The sequence below is a fragment of the Nesterenkonia massiliensis genome (assembly GCF_000455245.1).
In the GTDB taxonomy this organism is placed as follows: domain Bacteria; phylum Actinomycetota; class Actinomycetes; order Actinomycetales; family Micrococcaceae; genus Nesterenkonia; species Nesterenkonia rhizosphaerae.
Genome location: NZ_HG005165.1, coordinates 305,096 through 329,972, shown reverse-complemented (window position 1 = coordinate 329,972; position 24,877 = coordinate 305,096). Strand labels below are relative to the sequence as shown.

The window sequence follows — 24,877 nt, the reverse complement described above, 5'->3', positions numbered from 1 at the left end:
CGCCGGTCGGCTCGAGCGTTACGGCAGCCGTTTTCGCGGCGTCCATGCGGTATACGACCAGGTGGACGAGGTTGCCAAGACGCTCGAGCCGGACCAGCGTCTGGCCGGAGTGCTCTTTGACCTCGGAGTATCGTCTCTGCAGCTCGATGAGGCTGAACGCGGCTTTGCCTACTCCTATGACGCACCACTGGATATGCGCATGAACGCCGCGGATGACTCCCCAGATGAAACGGCTGCTCAGCTGCTGGCGCGGGTGGAGGAGAATGAACTGCGCCGGATTCTCTCCGAGTACGGCGAGGAGCGGTTCGCAGGGCGCATCGCCAAAGCGATCATCCGGGCTCGGCAGGAATCACCGTTGACCACCACGAGCCAATTGGCCGCCGTCGTGGATTCAGCAGTCCCAGCCGCAGCAAAACGTACCGGGGGGCACCCGGCCAAGCGGACTTTCCAGGCCATTCGCATCGCGGTGAACCAGGAGTTGGAGGTGCTGCGCCGAGCTATTCCGCATGCACTGGATGCACTGAGCCTGGGCGGCCGGATCGTGGTGCTCAGCTACCACTCGCTTGAAGACCGGATCGTCAAACAAGCCATCGCCAAGCGCACCACATCCTCAGCACCTGCCGGACTGCCGGTGGAGCTTGACGAGCACAAACCCACCTTCAGCAATGTGGTCCGCGGGGCAGAACCGCCCACCGCAGAGGAGATCGCTGAGAACCCGCGCGCAGCATCAGCCAAGCTGCGCGCAGCCGAGAAGATCCGCCAGGCCAAGGCCCCAGTCACGGCAAGGAGTATCGCATGAGCGTCCTCTCCGTAGCAGATGTGCGCACAGTCTCCCCGGAGCACAGCTCGCCGCGCTCCCAGCAGGCTGTGCGCTCTCGGCCAGCACTGCAGGTTCTGCCGAAGGTCAAAGGGCGGCAGAAAGGGTTGATCGCCGGAGTGATTCTGCTGCTTGCAGCGGCACTTGCAGCGGTTCTGGCCCTGAATATTCACATCGCCAACGCTCAGTACAGCGTGGTCCAGATGCAGAATGAGCATCAGTCACTGGTGCATCAGAACCAGGCGCTGACCCAACAGGTCCAGTTCCTGGAGTCACCTCAGTCACTGTCCAATGCTGCAGTGACCCTGGGCATGGTCATGCCAGCTGCGGCTGGGACCCTGGACTTGGCCAGTGGGGATGTCATCGGCAGCGCCGAAAGCGCTGACTCCTCCCACCGCCCCAGCAATTTTGTGGCAGCACCTGTGCTGCCCGGCCAGGACGTCAGCGCGGCAGTGGACGTGGCGCAACAGGCCGAGGGTTCGCCTACCGGACTACTCGGCGTCGGCGCGTTGGAGACCCTGATGCACGCTGCGGACGGGCACAATGGAGGCCAAGAAGCCCAGGCTGACCGCAAGTTCGGCAGTCAGGACTTAGAGGGCGGCACAATTCCCGCCCCGAAGCTGATCAACTGAAGCGGCCCGGAGGACAACTGACGCATGATGGGCACCACCCAGCGCGCCAAGACGCTCTCCTTCCGCATGCGCATCGGGCTTGCCCTGGTGCTGGCCATGCTGATGCTTCTGGGCGGAAGACTCTTCCACGTTCAGGCCCTCGACCCGGCCGGTAATGCTCAACAGGCGGTCAGCGACAGGCTGCGCAGTGTTGAGCTGCCCGGCGCCCGTGGAGACATCCTGGATGTCCACGGGCGCGTCATGGCCACCTCCGTGGAGCGGTACCACATCATCGCTGATCAGCCTCAGGTCGATAGCTACACCGTTCGGGATCCGGACACCGGCCTGAGAGTTCCCATCACGGTGGAGGAGTCCGCCGCCCAGATCGCTGAGATCCTTGAGATCGACCGCCAAGAGGTACTGGAGGCGATGACCGGGGACGGCACCAACCGGTACTCGATGATCGACCGGTCGGTGACCCCGGAGATACGTCAGAAAGTCATGGAGCTACGAGTCCCGGGCATCTTCTCCGAGCCCCAGTCCGAGAGGGCCTATCCTGCCGGGCCCGTTGCCGGCTCCATCATCGGTTTCATCGGAGCAGATGGACCCTTAGAAGGGGTGGAAGCGGCTCAGGACGAGGCCCTCACAGGTGAATCGGGCCAGCGGATCTATGAGGTGGGTGCCGACGGCGTGCGCATCCCTACCGCGACCTATGAAGAGGTCCCCGCCACCGACGGCCAGGATGTGAAGCTCACCATCGACCAGGATCTGCAGTGGTACGCCCAAGAAGCCATCGCGCAGAAGACCAACCAGTACAACGCCCAGTGGGGCAACGCTACTGTGGTCGACCTTCGTGAAGGCAGCGAAGGCGAGATCCTGGCCATGGCAGATTCTGAAACCGTGGACCCGGCACAACCGGGTCAGACCGATGAGCTCTTCCGCCGTCCGCTTGCTCTGACCCAGCCTTTTGAACCGGGCTCCGGGGGCAAATCGATCACCTTCGCCATGGCGTTGGAAGAAGGGGTCATGGAGCCCGAAGATCACTACACGGTTCCCTACCGCTACACCTGGAACGGCCAGACCATCCAGAACGCCCGCTCGCATTCTGAGTACGAGATGACGGCGGCGGGCATCTACGCGCGCTCCTACAACACCGGTACCGTGCTGATCGGCAATCAGATCGATGAGCAGACCCGCTACGACTACATGCGCAAAGTCGGCATCGGCGATCCCATTGACATCGGTCTGGGGATCGAGGGGCAGTCTGCGCTGCGCCCGCCTGAGGAGTGGGACGCGCGCCAGCCGCTGACCACCCAGTTCGGTCAGGGTTATGAGATGACCGTGCTGCACACTGTTCAGATGTACCAGCTGCTGGCCAACGACGGCGTGAAGACGCCGCTGCGCATTGTTGACGCCTACGTCGATCCAGATGGAACCGAACATCCGGTGGAGACCGAATCCGAGCGGATCTTCTCCTCGCACACTTCAGAGGAGATGCTCAAGCTCATGGAGGGCGTGGTGGAATACGGCAGCGCCCGCGGTGCTGCTATCGAGGGGTACCGGGTCGGTGGAAAGACCGGCACCGCTGAGGCCGCCGGTGCTCAAGGGGGCTTCGACGGGTACACCGTGAACTTTGTGGGGCTGGCCCCGCTCGATGACCCGCAGTTCCTGGTCTCGGTCACCGTGCACCGGCCCGCAGGACGCTTTGGCGACTGGGACCTCACAGATACCTTCCGGGACATCATGTCCTATACCCTCTCCAGCTACGACGTGCCTCCCTCAGGAGCAGAGTCGGAGGCCTATGATGGGTTTGTGGGCGAAAAGCAGGACTATCCGTGGTGACCAGCGCTGTCAGCGTCGGCACCCTTACTGAGCATCTGCGAGCTACAGGGTATGACCCGCTTCTGAGTCCTGTCGCAGAAAGTGCCTACGCCACCGCACTGACCGGTGCGGCCATGAATCCCCAGCGGGTAGCGCCGGGGGATCTGTTCGTTGCTGTCAGCGGAGCGCGGGCGCACGGGGCCGACTTCATCACCGAGGTCATCAGCCGCGGTGCTGCCGCCGTACTGACCGACGCCGCCGGGGTAGCCAAGATTCGTGAGACCGTCGGCTACCAGCTGCCGGTCATCGAAGTTTCGGCAGTGCGTGACGCTGCCGGTCCCGCCGCGGCTGTGATCTACGGCACTACCGCCTCCTCGGATCCGGCACTTTTCGGTGTCACCGGAACGAACGGGAAAACCACCACCACCTACTTCCTGCGTGCGCTGCTGAGCGCACTGCTGGCACCTCAGGGGCGCAATACCGGGCTGATCGGAACTATCGAGATCGCCGCCGGTGCGACTCCAGAGGATTCCGAACGCATCGCATCGGATATGACCACCCCGGAGGCTGTGCAGCTGCATGCGTTGATGCACCAGTTCCGTGAGAAGAACGTCGCGGCCGCCGCTATGGAGGTTTCCTCCCATGCCATCAGCTACCAGCGGATCTCCGGACTGTTCTACGACGTCGCTGGCTTTACCAACCTCACCCAGGATCACCTAGACCTGCACGGGACCATGGAGGAGTATTTCGCCGCCAAGGCAGCCCTCTTCAGCCGCTCGCGGACCCGGATCAGCGTGATCACTGTGGACGACGCCGGGGCCGAACAATCCTGGGGGCACCGGATGGCTGCCGCGGCCACCGGTAAGGTCGTCACCCTCTCCACTCGCCCGGACAGCGTCACCCAGGCTCATTGGGAGGTACGCGAGGTCGCACCTGAGGGCCTGGGCAGCGCGTTCACCTTAGTCAACCGGCATACCGGGGAAGAGGTTCGCTCCTCCACTGCACTGCCGGGGGACTTCAACGTCTCCAATGCCGCACTGGCTGCAGTGATGGTCTTAGAGGCAGCTGCGGATCCGCACCGCGCCCAGGAGTTCACGCGAGAAGATGTCGTGGCCGCACTGGAGACCAAGCGGCCCTTCCACGTGCAGGTCCCCGGCCGGATGCAGGTGATTGCGGCTGGAACCGACGGCGCCGGACCTGCGGCGATCGTGGACTTCGCCCACAACCCCGACGCTATGATCCGCACCCTGCAGGCGGTCCGCCAGCAGCACGGCAAACTCATTCTGGTCATCGGCGCCGCGGGCGAACGTGACCGCAGCAAGCGTCCTACGATGGGCGCGATCGCAGTACGGATGGCCGACCACGTCATCATCAGTGATGACGATCCCCACGGTGAAGATCCCGCCCAGATCCGTGCCGACCTGCTCGAGGGCGCCCGTGACGCTATCGCCCGTGGTGGCCTAAGCACGGTGCTTGAAGAGATCAGCCCGCGCGAGGACGCCATCACCGCAGCGGTTGCTGCCGCTGGGCGAGCGGACACTATCCTGCTGGCCGGACGTGGTCATGAGTCTCATCAGGACATGGCCGGTGCCAAGCACGCCATCGATGACCGGGTAGAACTGGCCCGCGCGCTGTCTGCACGCGGGTACCCCACGCTTCAAGGAGACTACGCATGATTCCGCTGACCGCCGCTGAGATCGCTGAGATCACCGGGGGCCGGCTGCTCGGATTTGAGGCCGCGGAGCTGGATCCGCAGTCGGTGACGCTGACCGGTGCCGATACAGACTCCCGGCAGATGACTCCGGGCTCATTGTTCATCGCTAAGCCAGGGGAGACCACTGACGGTCATCACTTCATTGACGCGGCCCTGGCATCTGGGGCCCAGCTGGTGCTCGCCGAGCGTGCGACCTATGCCCCTGACGGTACCGAGCACCCCTCGGTGATCGTGCCGGATGTGGTGGTGGCAATGGGAGCGCTCGCTGCTGAAATCATCCGTCGCATACGCGCGCATTCGCCCACCACGGTGATCGGCATTACTGGGTCGGCAGGGAAGACCACCACGAAGGATCTACTGGCTGCGCTGCTGGGAGAAGAGGGCCCGACCACAGCGCCTCAGGGGTCCTATAACGGCGAGGTCGGAGTTCCGTTGACGGTTTTCACCGCCGAACTGGACACTCGGTACCTGATCATCGAAATGGGCGCCGACGGGCCCGGGCACATCCGCTACCTGTGCGAGATGGTGAAACCCGATATTGGGGTGGTCCTCATGGTCGGCTCCGCCCATGCCGGAAAGTTCGGCGGTGCCGACAAGATCGCCCAGACCAAGGGAGAACTCGCCGAGCTGGCCACTGAGCACGTCATTCTCAACGACGACGACGCTCAGGTCCGTGCCATGGCAGACCGTGCCAGTGCGCCGATTACCTGGACCACCTCGGATTCGATGGACGTCAGTTCCCGCACGGTGGCCGCCAAGAGCTTGACTCTCGACGGTGAGGGTCACCCGCAGTTCACGCTGAGTTTTGGCCCGAGCCGGGAGGAGTTCGCGGTGACCAGTGGGCTGACCGGAGCCCATCACATCACCAATATCCTGGCGGCTGCTGCTGCGGCCTACCGCGCCGGAGCCGAACCCGAAGACATCGCCGCGCGCCTGCAGGGGCTGGGACCGGCATCCCGTTGGCGAATGGAACGCAGCGTCATAGATTTCAAGGGGGAGCCGCAGTCGCTGACCATCATCAACGACGCCTATAACGCCAACCCCGAGTCCATGCGTGAAGCGCTGCGCACTCTGGCGATGCTGACCCGGCCCTCAGCCCATGACCCGCTGGCCACACCGCGCCGCTCGGTGGCGGTTCTAGGAGCGATGCTGGAGCTCGGCGATGAATCGATCATCAAACACGCCCAGTTGGGTGAGACTGTCGTCCGGCTGAACATCGACAAGACCCTGGTGGTGGGGGAGACTGCGTACCCGCTCTACCGCGGCGCCATCGCCGAAGGCTCCTGGGGCAGTGAGGTCCACTGGGTGGCCACCGCAGAGGAAGCCGAGAGCTGGCTGAAATCGACTCTGGAACCGGGAGACATTGTGTTGTTGAAGTCCTCCAACGGAGCTGGGCTTAGACTTCTTGGAGACAAAATCGCCTCATGGGAAGGAACTGAGTGATCGCCGTCGTAATCGGTGCAGCCCTCGGCCTGCTCCTCACCCTTCTCGGGACACCACTGCTCATTCGCTTCTTAGTGCGTCGCGGATACGGGCAGTTCATCCGCGACGACGGGCCTACCAGCCACGAATTCAAACGCGGCACACCCACTATGGGTGGTGCTGTCATCATCCTCGCGGTGCTGATTTCCTATGCGCTGACCCACGGGGTGCTGCTGCTGATCAGTGACACCGCTGCCGGACCCTCGGCCTCGGGACTGATTCTGCTGCTTCTGATGGCAGGTATGGGCGTTGTCGGCTTCTTCGACGACGCCGCGAAGATCACCAAGAAGCAGTCCCTCGGGCTTTCCCCGTGGGCTAAGATCCTGGGTCAGGGGATTGTGGGCGTGCTCTTCGCGGTACTGGCGCTGCAGTTCCCCAACAGTGAGGGCAACACCCCGGCGTCGACTGCCATTAGTTTTGTGCGCGAGACACCGATTGACTTCGCAGTCTTCGGCACCGTCATCGGCGGCATCCTGTTTGTCATCTGGGCGAATCTGATCAACACCGCGGCCACTAATGCGGTCAACCTCACCGATGGGCTCGATGGCCTCGCTGCTGCAGCCACGGCGATGGTGACCGCGGCCTATACGATCATCTCCATCTGGCAGTACAACCAGTCCTGCAGCGGGCCCCGGGCTGTTGAATCGGTCTGCTACACCGTGCGGGACCCGATGGATATGGCCACAGTCGCCGCCATTATCACCGGCGCGCTGATTGGTTTCCTGTGGTGGAACACGTCACCGGCCAAGATCTTTATGGGCGATACCGGATCGCTTGCTCTAGGTGGTGCGCTGGCGGGCTTCGCCATCCTGACGCACACTCAGCTGCTCTTCGTGATCCTGGGCGGGCTCTTCGTGATCATCACGATGAGTGTGATCATCCAGGTGGGTTACTTCAAGCTCACTGGCGGTAAGCGTGTCTTCAAGATGACGCCGCTGCACCATCACTTCGAACTCAAGGGCTGGGCCGAGGTGACAGTGGTGGTCCGCTTCTGGATCATCGGAGCGCTGGCAGTAGGACTTGGCCTGGCGGTGTTCTACGGCGAGTGGGTGATCACGCAGTGACGGGTTCCCATCCGCAGCTGCGCGGTTGGGACGGTCCGTGGGCCGGTGTCCGTGTGGCAGTGCTGGGCTTAGGCGTCACCGGGTTCTCCGCTGCGGATACTCTTGCCGAACTTGGCTGCCGCGTGGTTGTCGTTGACGGGTCCAGCACGCCCAAAAAAGAGCTGGATGCACAGACCCTGCGCATTGTGGGTGTGGAGGATATCCGGCTGGGGGCCGCGGCAGTCGATGAGCTTCCGCTCATCGGGGACCAAGCACCTGAGCTGATCATCACTTCGCCGGGCTGGCGCCCGGACTCGGCAATCATGCAGCAGGCTGCCGCCGAGCATGTGCCGGTATGGTCAGATATTCAGCTGGCCCGGCGACTGGGCGCCCGACCCGGGGCCAGGCAGCCGCAGTGGTTGGTGCTCACCGGCACCAACGGCAAGACCACCACGGTGACCCTGCTGGAGTCCATGCTGCAGGCGGCCGGTCGACGCGCTGTGGCCTGCGGGAATATCGGGATGCCCATCCTGGATGCCATCCGGGACCCCGAAGGCTACGATGCGCTGGCCGTTGAGCTCTCCAGCTTCCAGCTGCATTACACCGAAGCCCTGAACCCGCTGGCCTCAGCGGTTCTCAATATTGCCGAGGACCATGTGGACTGGCATGGCAGCATGGCCGGCTATATCGCTGATAAGGCCAAGATCTATACCGGCACTGAAGTCGCCTGCGTGTACAACGTGGCTGATCCGGTCACTGAGCAGATGGTGGCCAGTGCCGATGTTGCCGAGGGCTGCCGGGCAATCGGGTTCACCACGGACACCCCGGATGTGTCGATGCTGGGTATGGTCCGTGCTGAGGATGGTCACGACATCCTGGTAGATCGTGCTTTCCTGGACAACCGTCGACACCAGGCCCTTGAACTCGCCGTGCGTTCAGACTTCGGTCCGATGGCGCCCCAGCACCTGGTGGCCAATGCGCTGGCAGCCGCCGCACTAGCACGCGCTGCAGGTGCGGAGCCAGAGGCTATCCGCACTGCTATCCAGAGCTACGAAGCAGGCGACCACCGCATCCAGCCGGTGGCCAAGGCCGCCGATATCCTCTGGGTCAATGACTCAAAGGCCACGAACCCCCACGCCGCAGCGGCGTCGCTGAGCAGTTTCAGCGAAATTGTCTGGATCGCCGGCGGGCTCCCCAAAGGGGTGAACTATGACGAGCTGGTGCGCCAGGTGGCGCCGAGGCTGCGCCAGGTGATTCTCATCGGTACAGACTCTTCTCAGCTGCGTTCCAGCCTTGAACGACACGCGCCGCAGGTGCCGGTGATCGGCGGAGGCGTGAGCGAAGATGAAACGCAGAACCAGACGGGATCAGATACACCCCCACCGGTGGAGGACCTGCTGCGATCTGCTGATGGAACTGCCGCAATGCGTGCAGCAGTCGCGCAGGCACATCGCTTGGCTACCGCAGGCCAGACCGTGCTGCTCAGTCCTGCGGCGGCCTCGATGGATCAGTTCGCCTCCTATGCAGCACGAGGCGAAGCCTTCATCGAAGCAGTCGCCGAGCTGATGGAAGGTCCGGCTTAAGCAGCCACCCCAAGCCCGTAGAAGGAGGATCAGATGGATAAGCGCCCGCCGCGGCTTCCGGCCCGACCTCCTGCACCAACGGTACTGACCGCGCCGTCGCCGATTGAAGCGGACTCGGCCGAGGAGTTGCTGACCGCAGAGCCGGAGACCCCGGAGCTGGAGACACCCGGCCACAGCGGATCCCAGCGTGGGCATCTGCGGCTGGTGGACGACATCCCAGGAAGCAATACTGATACTTCAACCGCAGCCACCTCGGGGCAGGAGGACGACGCCGCAGACGGTTCCACCGGGCGGGCCTGGCGCCAACAGCGCGCCGCCTCCCGAGCAGAACGGGTCCGCCAGCTGTGGGCGTTCTTCGAAGGGGCGAACCCTTACACCAACTTCTGGCTGGTATTAGGCTCAGCCATCGCGCTTTCTGTGATCGGCCTGACCTTCGTGCTGTCCTCGACCTCAGTCACCGGCGATGGGGACCCGTTCACCATCGTCGCCCGTCAGGCGATGTGGGCTGGCATCGGCGTCTTGGGCATGATCTTCATGATGTACGTGCCCACCCGTTGGATGGGCGGCATCGGCTGGGCCATGATGCTGCTCTCCGGAGTGCTGCTGAGTCTGGTGGCCTTCACTCCGCTGGGTTCAGACGGCGGCGGTTCAACCAACTGGCTGCAGATCGGACCTGTCCGCGGCCAGCCCTCGGAGTTGGCGAAGCTCGCCCTGGTGCTCTGGGGCGCGGCGGTGCTGGCCAAGAAGGGGCGACTGGTGGAGCAGTTCACCCACTGGGTGGTCCCCTTTGTGGCCCCGGGTGCGCTGGCCGTGCTGGTGCTGGTGCTCGCCGGTGGTGACCTCGGCACCAGCCTGATCATCATCACCGTTGTCGCCGCACTGCTCTTTGCCGCCGGTGTCACCTTGCGCTACTTCATCGCAGCCGGTGCCTTGGCGGTGGTCGCAGTGGGCCTGCTGATGTGGATGACCCCGTACCGGATGATGCGCGTCTACGCATGGCTGGGTATGAACTGTGACCACAGCCTGGATCCCTGCCACCAGACCGAGATGGGCTACTACGCGCTGGCCTCCGGCGGTTTCTGGGGAGTGGGCCTGGGGCAGTCCCGGCAGAAATGGGACTACATCCCCGAGGTCCACAATGACTTCATCTTCACCATCATCGGTGAGGAGTTGGGCCTGCTGGGAACTCTCACTGTGCTGGGGCTCTTCGCCGCCCTGTCCATCGGCATCTTCCGGGTGGCATTCGGCACCGATGACCAGTTCACCCGGTTGGTGTGCATCGGTATCATCGCCTGGCTCAGCGGACAGGCCTTCATCAATATCGGCATGGTCATCGGGCTGTTGCCGGTGGTCGGTGTGCCGCTGCCCTTCATCTCCTACGGCGGCTCAGCCCTGACCATCACACTCTTAGCAGTCGGGGTGGTGCTGAACTTCGCGCGCCGCCAGCGGCTCCAAGCGCGGGCGCCCAAGCGCCGTCGTCGCGGTACTGCTAAGCGGTCTACACTGGCACCGCGGTAAAGACGCCAGACCGCGATCACGCCGACGTCCCTGATGTACCCCGCTATGACTGACCTGCCGAAGATCGTCGCTTAACACCCGAAGGAACCCCACACGCTATGAGCGCTCCCTCTGTCGTCCTCGCTGGAGGCGGCACTGCCGGACATATCAGCCCCATGCTGGCCATCGCTGAGGCGATCCACAGACTCGCCCCGCAGGCCCGCCAGTCCATGATCGGAACCCCCGCAGGCCTGGAGACCCGCCTCGTTCCGGAGGCCGGATACGAGCTGGACCTCATCGAGAAGGTTCCTTTTCCCCGCCGACCCACCCGTGACCTGCTGCGATTCCCGGGCCGTTTCCGTTCAGCGATCAACGCCGCCGGTGAGATCCTGGACCGCCGCGAGGCTGAGGTAGTGGTGGGTGTGGGCGGTTATGTCTGCACACCGGTGTATCTGGCAGCACGACGGCGCGGTATCCCGGTGGTACTGCACGAAGCCAATGCGCGACCGGGACTGGCCAATAAGTTGGGCAACCGGTTCAGCGCCTTCTCCGGGGTGGCTTTCGAGAACACTCCGCTGCGCGGGGCGGAGCATGTGGGGATGCCCATGGCTCAGGCCATCTCGCGTCTGGATCGTGATGCGGAGCGCGCGACTGCACGTCAGGCTCTTGGTCTGGATCCGCAGCGCCCCACCCTGGTGGTGACCGGGGGATCCTCCGGTGCATTGAACGTCAACCGAGCGCTGGCTTCTGCACTGCCGGAGATTCTCAGCACCGGAGCCCAGGTCCTGCACCTGACCGGCCGAGGCAAAGTCGTCACTGATGCCAATGGCGCGCCGCTGCGCGCTGAGCACTACCACCAGCGTGAGTATTTGGACGGAATGCACCTGGCCTATGCGGCTGCGGACCTGATCGTGGCGCGTGCCGGAGCGGCGACTGTCTGCGAGGTCGCCGCGGTGGGCCTGCCTGCGGTATTCGTCCCGCTGCCCATCGGCAACGGCGAGCAGGAGCTCAATGCTCGCGGCCTGGTGGACGCCGGAGGTGCCCTGCTGGTCAAGGACGAGCATTTCAGCAAGTCCTGGATCCGGCGCAATGTTCTGCCGTTGCTGAAGGACCCACGGCTGCTGCTGACCATGCAGCAGCACTCAGAAGCCTCCGGAATCGCTGATGCAGACGAGCGGATGGCCCGTGCGGCCCTGCACGCAGCAGGTGTGGAGGCCCAGGTATGAGCACCACTTCAGCGACTCAGGCCCCCGGTCCCCAGATCCCACCTGCACTTGCGGCCCTGGGGCGGGTTCATTTTCTGGGACTGGCAGGTGTCGGCGTCTCTGCCATCGCCCGACTGATGCTGGCTGCCGGGGTGCCGATCTCCGGTACCGACGCCAAAGACCTCCCGGTCCTGCAGGAGTTTCGTGACGCCGGTGTGCCGGTGCGGGTGGGATACAGCGCCGCGAATATTGCCTCCATTGAGGCTGAAGCCGGAGAACCGGTGACCACGGTCATCGCCTCATCCATTGCCAATGAGGGCAACCCGGAGTACGACGCCGCCCGCGCCGCCGGTGCTGACATCCTGCACCGATCCCAAGGTCTGGCAGCGTGTATGGCCGATCAGCAGGCGATCGCGGTAGCCGGCACGCACGGGAAGACCACCACCTCATCGATGACGGCGGTGATGCTTGATCGTGCTGGGGTGCAGCCAAGTTTCGCCATCGGCGCCAATGTGGCAGGTTTCGGCACCAACGCTCAGGCCGGTGCGGGTCAGTGGTTCGTTGCTGAGGCCGATGAGTCCGATGGTTCCCTGCTCAATTACCGTCCGCGCATCGCGGTCATCACTAACGTCGAGCCTGACCACCTGGACCATTACGGCACTGCGGAGGCGGTGGAGCAGGTTTTTGTGGACTTCACCGAGCGGATCGAGGCCGGGGGAACGCTGGTGATCTGTGCCGACGACGACGGCGCGGCCGCCCTGCTGGAGAAGGTGCGGGAATCCCTTGCCGCACGAGATGTCCAGATCCTCAGCTACGGAACCGGGGAGTCCGCCGATATCCAGCTGAACGAGCTGGTACCGGCAGGTGCCGGGCTGGAAGCTGTGCTCCGCTACGCCGACCAGAGCGCGCGGCTGCAGTTGAAGGTGCCCGGTGTCCATAACGCGCTCAATGCTGCTGCCGCCGTCGGCGCGGGCCTGGCCTCCGGGCTCAGACTGGAGCAGGCGGCGGCAGCAGTGGCTGAATTCTCGGGAAGCTCACGGCGTTTCGAGCTGCGCGGTGAGGTCTCCGGCATTCGGGTCTATGACGACTACGCTCACCACCCCACCGAGGTGGCCGCGGTGCTGGCCGCAGCCCGGGCCGCAGTGGCCTACCAGCCTGACTCATCATTGGAGCCCGGTCAGGTCCATGCGATCTTCCAGCCGCATCTGTTCAGCCGCACCCAGTCCTTTGCCGCAGAGTTCGGTGCGGCCCTTGAAGCTGCCGACACTGCTCTGGTGCTGGATATCTATCCGGCCCGTGAAGAGCCCATCGAAGGGGTTACCGCTGAGCTGTTGGGCCATCCGGTGCACAGCCCCGACTCCGCGGTAAGCGCAGTGGCCGCCGTCGCCCGTCCCGGGGATATCATCCTGACCATCGGCGCGGGGGATGTCACCCACCTGGGCACCGGCATTGTGCAGGCCCTGCGGGAGCGCACCGGTGGGTGAGCCCCGACGGGACAGTGGTGAGCCACCGGACAGTGGTGATCGACAGCACAGTGGTGATCATGAGCCGCTGTCCTTTCCGGAACCGGAGACGGTCACTGAGCGCCGGCGCCGACGTCGGGGACTGCTCATGCTCGGTGGGGCCTTCCTCGCGCTGGTGGCGACAGTGGCTACGCTCTATTTCTCCCCGCTGCTGGCACTGCGCAGCATCGAAGTCAGCGGTAACGACCTGCTGACTGATGCCCGGGCCCAGGAGTTGGTCGAGAGCTTCTACGGAGAGCCCCTGCCTCAGGTGAGCACAGCCGATATTCGGGCCGCTCTGGAGCAGGAGAACGTGGTGGCAGATGTGCACAGCAGGGCAGAGCTTCCGCATACCCTGCATGTGGAGATTCAGGAGCACCCGCCGGTGGCCGAGGTCCATGAAGACGAGGCCGTGCTGTTCTACAACGACGCCGGGGAGGTCATCCGAGAGTTCCGCGGGGCCCAGGTCATGGACGCTGAGGGTTACGCCACGCCCGAAGTGTCAGCAGAGGCGGCCCTGGAGGATGAGGCCGTCTTCGCTGCCATCGTCTCTGTGCTGGGTCAGTTGCCGGAATCAGCGCGGGAGCAGATGAGCGCGGCCTCTGCAGAATCGATCGACTCCGTTCATCTCGAACTGGCAGATGAGCGAGTGGTGGTGTGGGGCTCCGATGACCGCGGTGAGGAAAAGGCGGCGGTACTGGAGGCGATCCTGGCCTCCAGCGCAGAGGACTTCGCTGAAGCCCAGATTATTGATATCTCCACGCCGTCCACGCCGGTTACCCGCTGATCGGGTGTCAGGGCTGTAGGGTGGGGCAAAACTGCATAGGCACCCGCGGCTGAGGAGGCCTCAACCCTCTAAGGTTCAAGTGCAACTTGAACGTTGCTGCAGGGTGTCCGGAACAGAAGAATGGCATGTGTCACGAAGGCTCCGGCTGCTTGTAAGGGCGGCCCGGGACGGAGTCACCGTGTGTGAAGGCGGGTTGGCTTGAACCGATGCATCCGCGAACTGCATCGGCTTAAGCCGCGGACCCCGCCAGAGCGCGGATTGACGGGCAAGGCAGTGAGGAGCCTCCCGGTCAGCAGCCTGTTCAGGGCAGCTGGGGTCTTCGTGCATTAAGACTTTCGAGAGCTAAGGGACAAACTCACGTGGCTACACCGAACAACTACCTGGCCGTGATCAAGGTCGTCGGCATCGGCGGCGGCGGTGTCAACGCCGTCAACCGCATGATCGAGGTGGGGCTGCGCGGCGTGGAGTTCATCGCCATCAACACTGACGCCCAGGCGCTGCTGATGTCCGATGCCGATGTGAAGCTTGACGTGGGACGCGAACTGACTCGCGGTCTGGGCGCCGGCGCCAACCCCGATGTGGGACGCCAGGCTGCCGAGGATCACGCAGAAGAGATCGAAGAGGTCCTGCGCGGGGCCGATATGGTCTTTGTCACCGCCGGCGAGGGCGGCGGCACCGGTACTGGCGGTGCGCCCGTCGTGGCACGTATCGCCCGGTCCCTGGGCGCGCTGACTATCGGCGTGGTGACCAGGCCGTTCACCTTTGAGGGCCGCCGTCGTGCCAGCTCCGCCGAATCCGGCATCGAAGCGCTGCGCGATGAGGTCGACACCCTCATTGTGATCCCGAATGACCGTCTGCTCTCCATCTCGGATAAGAATGTCTCGGTGCTGGATGCCTTCCGGTCAGCTGATCAGGTGCTGCTCTCCGGCGTGCAGGGCATCACAGACCTGATCACCACCCCGGGCCTGATCAACCTCGACTTCGCAGATGTGAAGTCGGTCATGCAGGGTGCAGGCTCGGCGCTGATGGGTATCGGCTCGGCGAACGGGGAAGACCGAGCCGTCAAAGCCGCAGAGTTGGCCATCGCCTCCCCGCTGCTGGAAGCCTCCATCGACGGCGCCCACGGTGTGCTGCTCTCCATCCAGGGCGGTTCTGATCTCGGCCTGTTCGAGATCAATGAGGCCGCCCGCCTGGTGCAGGAAGTGGCCCACCCAGAGGCCAACATCATCTTCGGTGCGGTGATCGATGACGCGCTGGGAGATGAAGCTCGGGTGACCGTTATCGCGGCCGGATTCGACCAGGTGGATGCCACCTCCCGCCCGGCGGCACCGCAGCAGGCCGCCCCGGCGCCGCAGCGTCCAGCGGTCCCGGTGGCCCCTGTAGCTGGCGCCACCGCACCAGCAGCTTCGGCAGCCTCCCAGGACACTGCACCGCAGCCGCGCATCTCCAGCCCGGCCCCCGCGGCCCGCTCCCAGGAGGAGATCCCGGAGATTATCGAGTCGGATTACACCGGCAAGAACGACGATGACCTGGACGTTCCTGATTTCCTGAAGTAGAAATAGGGCAACAGACTTACGGCGATAACCTTCCCATCGCGCACGGGGGTACCGCCTGCCGCTCCAGGCAGGGGTGCCCCCGTTCTGCATCCTTAGACCATCCTCGCCCTCCCGTTCCAGCCCCATGCGCCGCAGCGATGCGGGATACTGAAGCGGTGACGTCACAGCAGCCACCCGCAGAAACAGCGCCGGCAGGACCGGACCGAGGCAATGAGCCCTTCTGGTGGAGCGCTGATCATGGTCCGCTCCGACTGGCCTTCACCTCAACAGCTGCCGGCACCATGTCGTTGAACACCGGGGTCAACGGCGCTAAGAACCGGAGCAGGGTCGAACAGCATATGAAGATCCCCCCGGGCTCGCTGAAGTTTCTGAACCAAGTGCATTCTGCGACGGTTCACAACGCCGCAGAGACGCCTGGCGCAGAGATATCGACCACATCAACACCGACCACAGATCACCACCCAGGAACAGATCATTTAGAAGCCCGGACCGTCTTAACTGGAGACGCCTGGATTTCTCCTGAGGCAGGGCAGCCGCTGGCGATCATGACCGCAGACTGCCTGCCGGTGCTTTTTGCCGCCACACGTGAACCATCAGCGCAGGGGCAGTCCGAATATCTCACCGCAGCTGCCCACGCCGGGCGGATCGGTCTGTTGGACGGCGTATTGGAGAACACCGTCGCAGCACTGCGTGAGCACGGTGCGCAGCAGATCAGCGCGTGGATAGGCCCGGCTGCCTGCGGTGACTGCTACGAGGTGCCGCAGCAGATGGTTGATGAACTGGCTGCGCAGCGACCCGCCCTGGCCTCCACCACCAGCTGGGGGACACCCGCGCTGAATCTCAGGGCGGAGGCGGGCCGTGTCCTTGAAGCCGAGGGCGTCCTGGTCAGCGATATCTTCGGCTGCACCATAGAGGATGCGGCACTGTATTCTCATCGCGGCAGCCAGCAGACCGGTGCCTCAGAGGGCCGCATTGCCGGACTGATCTGGCAGCGCTGAGTCGGTTGACACGCGCTCCACGGCCAGGGATTCCGTGCTGCACTGCGGAGATACACTGACCTGCGTGACAGATCCCCGGACAGATGAGCTCAAAGACCGACTTCAGCGCGTTCACCAACGAATCGAGACGGCCTGTGCTGCCGCCGGCCGACTGGACCGTCCCGAGCTGATCGTTGTCACCAAGTACTTTCCGGCAGCAGATGTCCAGCGTCTCTACCAGCTGGGTGTGCGCCAGGTGGGGGAGAACAAAGATCAGGAAGCCGCGGCCAAGGCCGCCCATACCGCGATATCGACGGCGGGACTGAACTGGCACTTCATCGGACAGCTGCAGAGCAATAAAGCCAAATCCGTGGCGCGATACGCCTCCGCGGTGCATTCGGTAGACCGCGGCAAGCTGATCACTGCACTCTCAAAAGCTGCAGACCAAGCGCTGCAGGAGGGGCAGCGGACAGCCCCCTTGGACTGCTTGATCCAGGTGGACCTGCGCGAGCCCGGCGTCGACGACGGCAGGGGCGGAGCAGTCCCGGCGAAGGTGGAGGAACTGGCCGCCCAGGTTGCTGAGGCTACAGGTCTGCAATTGAAAGGCCTCATGGCTGTCGCTCCGCTGGGGGAACCGGCCGAGCCTGCCTTCGACAGGCTGCAGCAGCTGGCCAGCAGCCTGCGCGGCGCACACCCGGAGGCGCACTGGATCTCAGCAGGTATGAGTCAGGATCTAGAAGCTGCGGTGGCAAGCGGGGCGACACACCTACGCATAGGACGTGATGTCCTCGGCTCGCGACCTTATCCCGGGTAATCTCTGAGTCACGCAGGTCGCCGGCGGTTATCCAAGCGCCGCAGGGCCTGAAGCTAACCACAACCTTCCCCAGGAGAATCTCATGGCCGGCGCACTGAAGAAGACCATGATCTACCTCGGCTTGGCCGATGGTGATGACTATCAGGAGGAGAGCTTCGGCAACGAGGAGCGCTCCTCCGCCCGTGCAGAGAGCAGCTCCGAGCGAGCTGCAGCTTCCAACGGAGCACAGCCACTGGCCTCGGCGCAGCAGACCAGCTCAGTGCGTGCCGCGCACTCCGGGCGCCCGACTGCTGCTCAGCCGACCGGCGCCGTCGTCTCCCTTGCTGATCGTGCCTCCAGTGCCGAGGAGCCGGAGAACACCACCGGTGCCTACAACCGGACCAACCTGGCCGTGGACCCCGACTACCGGGCCCCCGTGACCCCTATTAAGCGTGCCCCCTCCTCCCGGGATGAGAGCTCAGAAATGCGTAAGATCACCACCGTCCACCCCCGCTCCTACAATGACGCGAAAGTCATTGGCGAGTCCTTCCGTGATGACATCCCGGTGATCATGAATGTCACGGAGATGGGGGAATCCGAGGCGAAGCGACTGGTGGACTTCGCTGCTGGCCTGGTCTTCGGTCTGGGCGGCTCCATCGAGCGGGTGACCAATAAGGTCTTCCTGCTGACTCCGAAGAACGTGGAGGTCCTCGCGGAGGAGCAGGCCGCTCCAGTGCCGGCTGAGGGCAGCGCCAAATTCTTCAACCAGTCCTGATTCGCTCCAGTTCAGGTAGCCTTTCCACCTGTGGACTTCTTCCTTGCACCGCTCTATCTGCTGCTGAGCATCTATCAGCTGATGCTGCTCATCCGGATCATCTTTGATATCACTCAGCAGTACGCCCGAAGCTGGCGTCCCAAGGGACTCGCGCTGATGCTCGCCATTGGTGTGTATTCAGTAACGGACCCGCCGATTAAGTTTGTCCAGCGCAAAATTCCACCGCTGAACCTTGGTGGCATCTCCCTGGACATGGGCTTCATCATCGTCTTCCTGGCCGTTGTCATCCTGCAGCGCGTCCTGGTCGCCATCGCCTTCTGATTCGCGCGCCTAAGACGGCCTGAAGGCCTGAAACCCTGACTTGAAGGTTGAGGTCGAAGGCGAAAGTGCCCGATGGGTATTCTGTGCGATGACGCAATCCCGCCCGCTTGTACAGCCACTCGATGAGGTGACACCGCATGGCCCTGACACCCGAAGACCTCCTGAACAAGGAGTTCCCGGAGACTAAGTTCCGCCCCGGCTATGACAAGGACGAGGTCGACGACTTCCTCGACGAGGTCGTCGTCGAGTGGCGCCGGCTTCTCCAGGAGAATCAGGAGCTCGAGGCCAAGGTCGCCTCCCTCCAGGAGCAGCTGGACAACGATCCTCGCCACGTCGAGCCCGATGACCTCAACGACGCCGGACTCTCCGGCTACGCAGGTACCGCCGCCGAGGTGACCGGTACCGTTGACCGGATCACCGATGAAGACCCCTCGGAGTCCGAAGCGAGCGCCGAGCAGCCGGAGTACAAGGCTGACCCCAGCATCACCGCCTACCCGGAGTACGCGCTGGGTACCCGTCCCGCTCAGGAGCGCCCCAAGCCCGCGCCTGCAGCGTCCGGGGACGACGCCGCCTCTGCAGCTGGTGTGCTGGCCATGGCCCAGAAGATTCACGACCAGTACGTCGCAGAGGGCGAGCAGACTCGTGCGCAGTACATCGCCGAGGGTGAGCAGACTCGTGCGCAGTACATCGCCGAGGGCGAGTCCAAGCGTGCTGAGCTGATCTCCGAGGGCGAGTCCAAGCGCGAAGAGCTCATCACCGAGGGCACCAGCAAGCGTGAGGAGCTCATCACTGAAGGTGAGCGCACCCGCGAGGAGTACATCACTGAGGCTGAGCGCAAGCGCACTGAGATTGTGACCGATGCGGAGACCCGCGCGGAGAACATGATTGAAGAGGCTGAGCTGACCTCAACCCGGACTCTGAATGCGCTGGAGCGCAAGAAGTCCGAGCTGGAATCCCGCGTCAGTGAACTGACTGGCTTCGAGCGCGACTACCGTGCCCGCCTGAAGGACTACATCGAGGGCCAGCTCAACGAGCTGAACACTAAGGGTTCTATCGAGAAGGAAGCCACCGGCGCCTAAGCCGGATGACTATCACGTAGAATCGTGGGGATGTCCGAATCCCCCAAAACACCACGCCGCAGGGCCGCGATCCTCCTCGCAGGAGGCATCGCGGCCCTTGCCTTTGTTCTCGACCAGACCACCAAAGTGTGGGTCGAAACCACCATGACTCTGGGACAGCAGATTGATGTGCTCCCGCCGGTGCTCTATTGGCGCTACCACCTCAACCCCGGAGCTGCCTTCTCCATGGGCACCGACCACACCTGGATCTTCACCCTGATTCAAGCGGCGGTGCTGGTCTTCGCATTGGTGACGTTCCGTAAACTCGGCGGTTCCTGGCTCTGGGTGCTGGGGCTGGGTGGGCTGGCCGGGGGAGTCGCCGGCAACCTCACTGACCGGCTGTTCCGGGCGCCGTCGTTGGTCGATGGCAGCTTCGTCAGCTTCGGACAGGGCCATGTGGTGGACTTCATCTCCGTCCCGCAGTTTGCGATCTTCAATATCGCCGACTCCTTCATCGTGTGCTCGATCATCCTGTTGTGCGCGCTGATGGTATTCGGGATCAACATTGACGGCAGCCGTGAAGCCAAGAAGCCCAAGAAGACTATGAACCAGGATGAGGCCAACACTGATGACTGAGCATTCCCGCGCTGAGCCCTTTGATCAGACCACAGTGCCCGCTGACGAGCTCGTCGAGGCCGACGACGCCGCTTACGGTCTCATCGATTTCACAGTCCCCGCAGAACTCGGCGGAAAGCGTGCCGACGCTGTCCTTGCCGGGCTGTGCGATATCTCTCGTACTGAAGCGGCCGCGTGGCTGCAGGACGGGCGGGCCGGCTGGGCGGAGGATCGGCCGCAGCACCATACGCAGGACAGCCGTGCCACCGGTGCGGTGGTGAAGAAGTCTGAGAAGCTGCCTGCCGGAGCCCGGATCACCGTAGACATCCCGGAGCCCAGTGACCCCAATGAGCTGAGGATCGAAGCCGTGCAAGATCTGGTACTGCTGCATGAGGACGCCGATATCGTCGTCATCGATAAGCCTGTGGGTGTGGCGGCACACCCCTCGCCCGGCTGGCGCGGCCCCACGGTAATCGGTGGGCTGCTTGCACAAGGCGTGGAGATCGCGACCTCAGGGGCCCAGGAACGCCGGGGCATTGTGCACCGCCTGGATGTGGGCACCTCCGGAATCATGGTGGTGGCCAAGACTGAGCGCGCCTACAGCGTGCTCAAGGACGCTTTCCGCAACCGTACGCCGAAGAAGACCTATCATGCGCTGGTGCAGGGGCTGCCCGATCCGCACGAGGGCACCATTGATGCGCCCATCGGGCGACACCCTGGGCATGACTGGCGCTTCGCCGTCGTCGACGATGGACGTGATGCGCGTACTCACTACACGCTGATGGAAGCCTATGGTCGGGCGAGTCTGATGAATGTGACTCTGGAGACCGGGAGAACTCACCAGATCCGCGTGCACTTCTCCGCCATGGGGCACCCACTGGCCGGGGACCTCACCTATGGGGCCGACCCCTACCTGGCTTCTGAGCTGGGACTGACCAGGCAGTGGCTGCATGCGGTAGAGCTGGGCTTTAGCCATCCGGCATCGGGGGAGTGGGTCAGCTACCGTAGCGAGCACGCCAAGGATCTGACACAAGCACTTGACCTGCTTCATGATTAAGCAGCGCTTCCGGCGCGCAGTGATGTCAGAGGCTCAGGGCATTCTGGAGGCATGATGAGCAAGGATTTTGTCCACCTGCACAATCACACCGAGTATTCGATGCTCGACGGCGCAGCCAAGCTTGACGAGCTCTTCGAGCAGACCCGCGCTCAGGGAATGAAATCCCTGGCCACCACTGACCACGGGTTCATTTTCGGTGCCTACGACTTCTGGAAGAAGGCCAAACAGCACGACATCAAGCCGATCATCGGCGTCGAGGCCTATCTGACCCCTGGCACTCACCGCACGGACAAGACCCGTGTGCGCTTCGGCGATGGTGTGGACGATGTCTCCGGCTCCGGTGCTTACACCCATATGACCATGTGGGCTGAAACCACCGCCGGTATGCACAACCTGTTCCGGGCCTCCTCACTGGCCTCCTTGGAAGGCCAGTTCTACAAGCCGCGTATGGACCGCGAGATTCTGCAGACCTACGGCAAGGGGATCATTGCCACCACCGGCTGCCCAGGTGGTGAGATTCAGACCCGCCTGCGTCAGGGCCAGTATGAGGAAGCCAAGCAGGCTGCGGCGGATTTCCGCGACATCCTGGGCAAGGACAACTTCTTCTGCGAGATCATGGACCACGGCATCGAGGTGGAGAAGCGGGTCAAGCAGGACCTGCTGCGCCTGGCCAAGGAGATGAATCTCCCGCTGGTGGCCACCAATGACCTGCACTACACCCACGCCCATGACGCTAAGGCCCACGGAGCGCTGCTGTGCGTGCAGTCCAACTCCACCCTGGATGATCCCAAGCGCTTCAAGTTTGAATCCGAAGAGTTCTATCTGAAGTCCGCCGCGCAGATGCGAGATCTGTTCCGGGACTTCCCGGAGGCTTGCGACAACACGCTGCTGATCGCTGAACGCTGTGAGGTGGAGTTCAACGAATCAGCCTCCTATATGCCGCGCTTCCCCGTGCCGGACGGGGAGTCGGAGCAGTCCTGGTTCGTCAAGGAGGTGGAGAAGGGGCTTCACTACCGCTACCCGCAGGGCATCCCCGATGAGGTCCGTAAGCAGGCCGAGTACGAGATCGGCGTCATCACCCAGATGGGTTTCCCCGGGTACTTCCTGGTGGTGGCCGACTTCATCAACTGGGCCAAGGAGAACGGGATCCGGGTGGGTCCTGGACGTGGTTCCGGTGCAGGATCCATGGTGGCCTATGCCATGCGCATCACTGACCTGGACCCGCTGCAGCACGGGCTGATCTTCGAACGCTTCCTGAACCCTGACCGTGTCTCCATGCCCGACTTCGACGTCGACTTCGATGATCGTCGCCGCTCCGAAGTAATCCGCTATGTGGTGGACAAATACGGTGACGAGCGGGTGGCGATGATTGTCACCTACGGCACGATCAAATCCAAGCAGGCGCTGAAGGACGCAGCACGTGTGATGGGCGAGCCCTTCGCCACCGGTGAGCGGCTGACCAAGGCGATGCCGCCGGACGCCCAGGGCAAGCCGATGCCGCTGGGGGACATCTTCAATGAGAAGTCCAAGCGCTATGCCGAGGCCGGTGAGATGCGTGAGACCGTGGAGAACGATCCGCGGCTGAAAGAGATCTTTGATCTGGCCACCGGCCTGGAGGGACTGAAGCGGCAGTGGGGTGTGCACGCCGCCGGCGTCATCATGTCCTCGGACCCGCTGATCGACATCATCCCGCTGATGAAGCGTGAGCAGGATGGCGCCATCATCACTCAGTTCGACTACCCCACCTGTGAAACCCTGGGCCTGATCAAGATGGACTTCCTGGGGCTGCGAAACCTCACGATCATCTCCGATGCTCTGGAGAACGTGAAGCTCAATAAGGGTGTGGAGATCGATCTTGAGACTCTCCACCTGGAAGACCGGCCCTCCTATGAGCTGCTGGCCCGCGGTGACACTCTGGGAGTGTTCCAGCTCGACGGCGGGCCCATGCGTGCCCTGCTGCGGCAGATGCGTCCGGATAACTTCGAAGATATTTCCGCGACCATCGCGCTCTACCGACCGGGGCCGATGGGCGCCAACTCCCATACCAACTACGCGCTGCGCAAGAATGGGCTGCAGGAGATCACCCCGATCCATCCTGAGCTGGAAGAGTCGCTGGCTGAGATTCTGGACACCACCTATGGTCTGATCGTGTACCAGGAGCAGGTCATGGCGATCGCGCAGAAGGTGGCGGGATACTCGCTGGGCCAAGCAGATCTACTGCGCCGCGCGATGGGCAAGAAGAAGAAAGAGGTCCTGGATAAGGAGTATGTCCCCTTCTCTGAGGGTATGAAGACCAACGGCTACTCCGATGAGGCCATTAAAACGCTCTGGGATATTCTGGTTCCCTTCTCTGAGTATGCGTTTAATAAGGCCCACTCTGCCGCTTATGGTCTGATCGCTTATTGGACTGCGTATCTGAAGGCGAACTACCCGGCGGAGTACATGGCAGCGCTGCTGACCTCGGTCGGTGAGAACCGTGACAAGCTGGCGATGTACCTTTCCGAGTGCCGCCGCATGGGTATCACGGTGACACCGCCGAGCATCAATGAGTCCGAGCTGACCTTCACCCCCGTCGGTGATGAGACCATTCGCTTCGGCATGGGCGCGGTGCGCAATGTGGGTGCCAATGTGGTGGCTGGCATGGTGGAGGCCCGCACCGAGCAGGGAGCGTATGAGTCCCTGAGTGACTTCTTCAAGAAAGTGCCGCTGCATGTGTGCAATAAGCGCACCATCGAATCGTTGATCAAGGCCGGCGGCTTTGATGAGCTGGGGCATACGCGCCGTTCACTAGTGGCGGTGCATGAGCAGGCCATCGATCAAGCGGTGAAGAAGAAGAAGGACTCGCTGCAGTACGAGACCGATATCTTCGGGGCGATGTCCACTGGGGACGACGGCATGGAGGACTTTGATGCCGTGCAGGTGCCCCAGCTTCCGGAGTGGGATAAGAAGGACAAGCTCGCCTTCGAGCGCGAAATGCTCGGACTCTATGTGTCAGATCATCCCCTCCAGGGCCTTGAGCGCACGCTGAGTCAGCATGCGGATCGGTCTATCGCTTCGGTGATGAGTGAGGAAGGCCCGCCGGATGGCGCAATCGTCACCATCTGCGGCATGATCACCGCCCTGGAGCGCCGGGTCGCTAAATCGGGCAATCCTTATGCCCGCGCCGCAGTGGAGGATATGGTCGGCTCCATCGAAGTGATGTTCTTCGGCAAGACCTACCAGGCGGTGTCCATGGTCCTGGCCGAGGACCTGATCGTCTCGATCAAGGGTCAGGTGGACCGCCGCGACGACGGCGGGGTGGTCCTCAAGGCCATGGATGTCACAGTCCCGGAGATCACCGAGGATGGTGTGACTGGACCGGTGGTGGTGTCGATGCCGGTGCAGAAGGCCACCGAGAAGATCGTCACGGAACTGGCGCAGACCTTGAAGGCCCATGCCGGCAATGCTGATATGCACATCAAGTTGGTCTATCCGGATAAGTACGAGCTGATCCGGGTGGAGAATTTCCGGGTGAATCCCTCGCCGTCGCTCTATGGAGATCTGAAGGTCATTCTCGGCCCCACCTGCCTGGAGACTTGAGCTGGCCTCAATAGCGGCATTCGCGAGGGAACTGCATCGCTCCAGTACTAGATGTAGTGCTAGTGGGTTTGTTGGGCCCAATAT

General features: G+C 63.2%; 20 protein-coding genes. All 20 read left to right on the top strand.

Going from position 1 to position 24,877, the window contains the following annotated elements:
• Nucleotides 1–799 (top strand): 16S rRNA (cytosine(1402)-N(4))-methyltransferase RsmH (gene rsmH, locus TX78_RS01525; protein WP_044493521.1); only part of this gene is annotated, 799 nt, incomplete at its 5' end.
• Nucleotides 796–1,449: a hypothetical protein gene (locus TX78_RS12415; protein WP_049897289.1), complete on the top strand. Its 654-nt coding sequence runs from the start codon at nucleotides 796–798 to the stop codon at nucleotides 1,447–1,449. The genes rsmH and TX78_RS12415, both read left to right, overlap by 4 nt.
• 24 nt (nucleotides 1,450–1,473) lie before the next feature.
• Nucleotides 1,474–3,270 (top strand): peptidoglycan D,D-transpeptidase FtsI family protein, encoded by a 1,797-nt coding sequence (locus TX78_RS13430; protein ID WP_044492988.1) that lies wholly within the window; start codon nucleotides 1,474–1,476, stop codon nucleotides 3,268–3,270.
• Entirely contained in the window at nucleotides 3,264–4,925 is a 1,662-nt protein-coding gene (locus TX78_RS13425) for a Mur ligase family protein (RefSeq protein ID WP_044492986.1), read from the top strand. The genes TX78_RS13430 and TX78_RS13425 overlap by 7 nt, the downstream gene beginning before the upstream one ends.
• On the top strand, nucleotides 4,922–6,406 hold the full coding sequence (locus TX78_RS01505; protein WP_044492984.1) for a UDP-N-acetylmuramoyl-tripeptide--D-alanyl-D-alanine ligase: 1,485 nt from the start codon (nucleotides 4,922–4,924) through the stop codon (nucleotides 6,404–6,406). The genes TX78_RS13425 and TX78_RS01505 overlap by 4 nt, the downstream gene beginning before the upstream one ends.
• Nucleotides 6,403–7,509 (top strand): phospho-N-acetylmuramoyl-pentapeptide-transferase, encoded by a 1,107-nt coding sequence (mraY, locus tag TX78_RS01500; protein ID WP_044492982.1) that lies wholly within the window; start codon nucleotides 6,403–6,405, stop codon nucleotides 7,507–7,509. Before TX78_RS01505 ends, mraY begins: the two co-directional genes overlap by 4 nt.
• A complete protein-coding gene (murD, locus tag TX78_RS01495; protein ID WP_044493519.1) occupies nucleotides 7,506–9,071 on the top strand; it encodes a UDP-N-acetylmuramoyl-L-alanine--D-glutamate ligase in 1,566 nt (521 codons plus the stop codon). Before mraY ends, murD begins: the two co-directional genes overlap by 4 nt.
• Nucleotides 9,072–9,104: 33 nt before the next feature.
• Nucleotides 9,105–10,589 carry an FtsW/RodA/SpoVE family cell cycle protein gene (locus TX78_RS01490; RefSeq protein ID WP_233722112.1) on the top strand — a complete coding sequence of 495 codons (1,485 nt, stop codon included), beginning with the start codon at nucleotides 9,105–9,107 and terminating at the stop codon, nucleotides 10,587–10,589.
• A gap of 98 nt (nucleotides 10,590–10,687) precedes the next feature.
• Nucleotides 10,688–11,794, top strand: a complete 1,107-nt coding sequence (locus TX78_RS01485) for a UDP-N-acetylglucosamine--N-acetylmuramyl-(pentapeptide) pyrophosphoryl-undecaprenol N-acetylglucosamine transferase (RefSeq protein WP_044492975.1) — start codon at nucleotides 10,688–10,690, stop codon at nucleotides 11,792–11,794.
• On the top strand, nucleotides 11,791–13,257 hold the full coding sequence (gene murC / locus TX78_RS01480) for a UDP-N-acetylmuramate--L-alanine ligase (RefSeq protein ID WP_044492973.1): 1,467 nt from the start codon (nucleotides 11,791–11,793) through the stop codon (nucleotides 13,255–13,257). Before TX78_RS01485 ends, murC begins: the two co-directional genes overlap by 4 nt.
• A gap of 127 nt (nucleotides 13,258–13,384) precedes the next feature.
• Nucleotides 13,385–14,062, top strand: a complete 678-nt coding sequence (locus tag TX78_RS01475) for a cell division protein FtsQ/DivIB (protein ID WP_158644280.1) — start codon at nucleotides 13,385–13,387, stop codon at nucleotides 14,060–14,062.
• A gap of 359 nt (nucleotides 14,063–14,421) precedes the next feature.
• Nucleotides 14,422–15,618 (top strand): cell division protein FtsZ, encoded by a 1,197-nt coding sequence (ftsZ, locus tag TX78_RS01470; protein ID WP_044492970.1) that lies wholly within the window; start codon nucleotides 14,422–14,424, stop codon nucleotides 15,616–15,618.
• A gap of 155 nt (nucleotides 15,619–15,773) precedes the next feature.
• Nucleotides 15,774–16,616 (top strand): polyphenol oxidase family protein, encoded by an 843-nt coding sequence (locus TX78_RS01465; RefSeq protein ID WP_049897286.1) that lies wholly within the window; start codon nucleotides 15,774–15,776, stop codon nucleotides 16,614–16,616.
• Nucleotides 16,617–16,680: 64 nt separating this feature from the next.
• A complete protein-coding gene (locus TX78_RS01460; protein ID WP_044492968.1) occupies nucleotides 16,681–17,409 on the top strand; it encodes a YggS family pyridoxal phosphate-dependent enzyme in 729 nt (242 codons plus the stop codon).
• An 82-nt stretch (nucleotides 17,410–17,491) separates the two neighbouring features.
• Nucleotides 17,492–18,163, top strand: coding sequence for a cell division protein SepF (locus TX78_RS01455; protein ID WP_044492966.1), 672 nt, complete (start codon nucleotides 17,492–17,494; stop codon nucleotides 18,161–18,163).
• Between the two features lie 30 nt (nucleotides 18,164–18,193).
• Nucleotides 18,194–18,484 carry a YggT family protein gene (locus tag TX78_RS01450; protein WP_081652477.1) on the top strand — a complete coding sequence of 97 codons (291 nt, stop codon included), beginning with the start codon at nucleotides 18,194–18,196 and terminating at the stop codon, nucleotides 18,482–18,484.
• Between the two features lie 137 nt (nucleotides 18,485–18,621).
• Complete coding sequence (locus tag TX78_RS01445) at nucleotides 18,622–19,563, top strand: DivIVA domain-containing protein (protein WP_044492965.1); 942 nt, start codon at nucleotides 18,622–18,624, stop codon at nucleotides 19,561–19,563.
• Between the two features lie 30 nt (nucleotides 19,564–19,593).
• The gene (locus TX78_RS01440) at nucleotides 19,594–20,178 is read left to right on the top strand and encodes a signal peptidase II (RefSeq protein ID WP_187118344.1); all 585 of its coding nucleotides are present in this window, start codon (nucleotides 19,594–19,596) and stop codon (nucleotides 20,176–20,178) included.
• A complete protein-coding gene (locus tag TX78_RS01435; RefSeq protein WP_081652476.1) occupies nucleotides 20,171–21,214 on the top strand; it encodes an RluA family pseudouridine synthase in 1,044 nt (347 codons plus the stop codon). The genes TX78_RS01440 and TX78_RS01435 overlap by 8 nt, the downstream gene beginning before the upstream one ends.
• A 51-nt stretch (nucleotides 21,215–21,265) precedes the next feature.
• Nucleotides 21,266–24,793, top strand: coding sequence for a DNA polymerase III subunit alpha (gene dnaE, locus TX78_RS01430; protein ID WP_044492963.1), 3,528 nt, complete (start codon nucleotides 21,266–21,268; stop codon nucleotides 24,791–24,793).
• Nucleotides 24,794–24,877 lie beyond the last annotated feature (84 nt).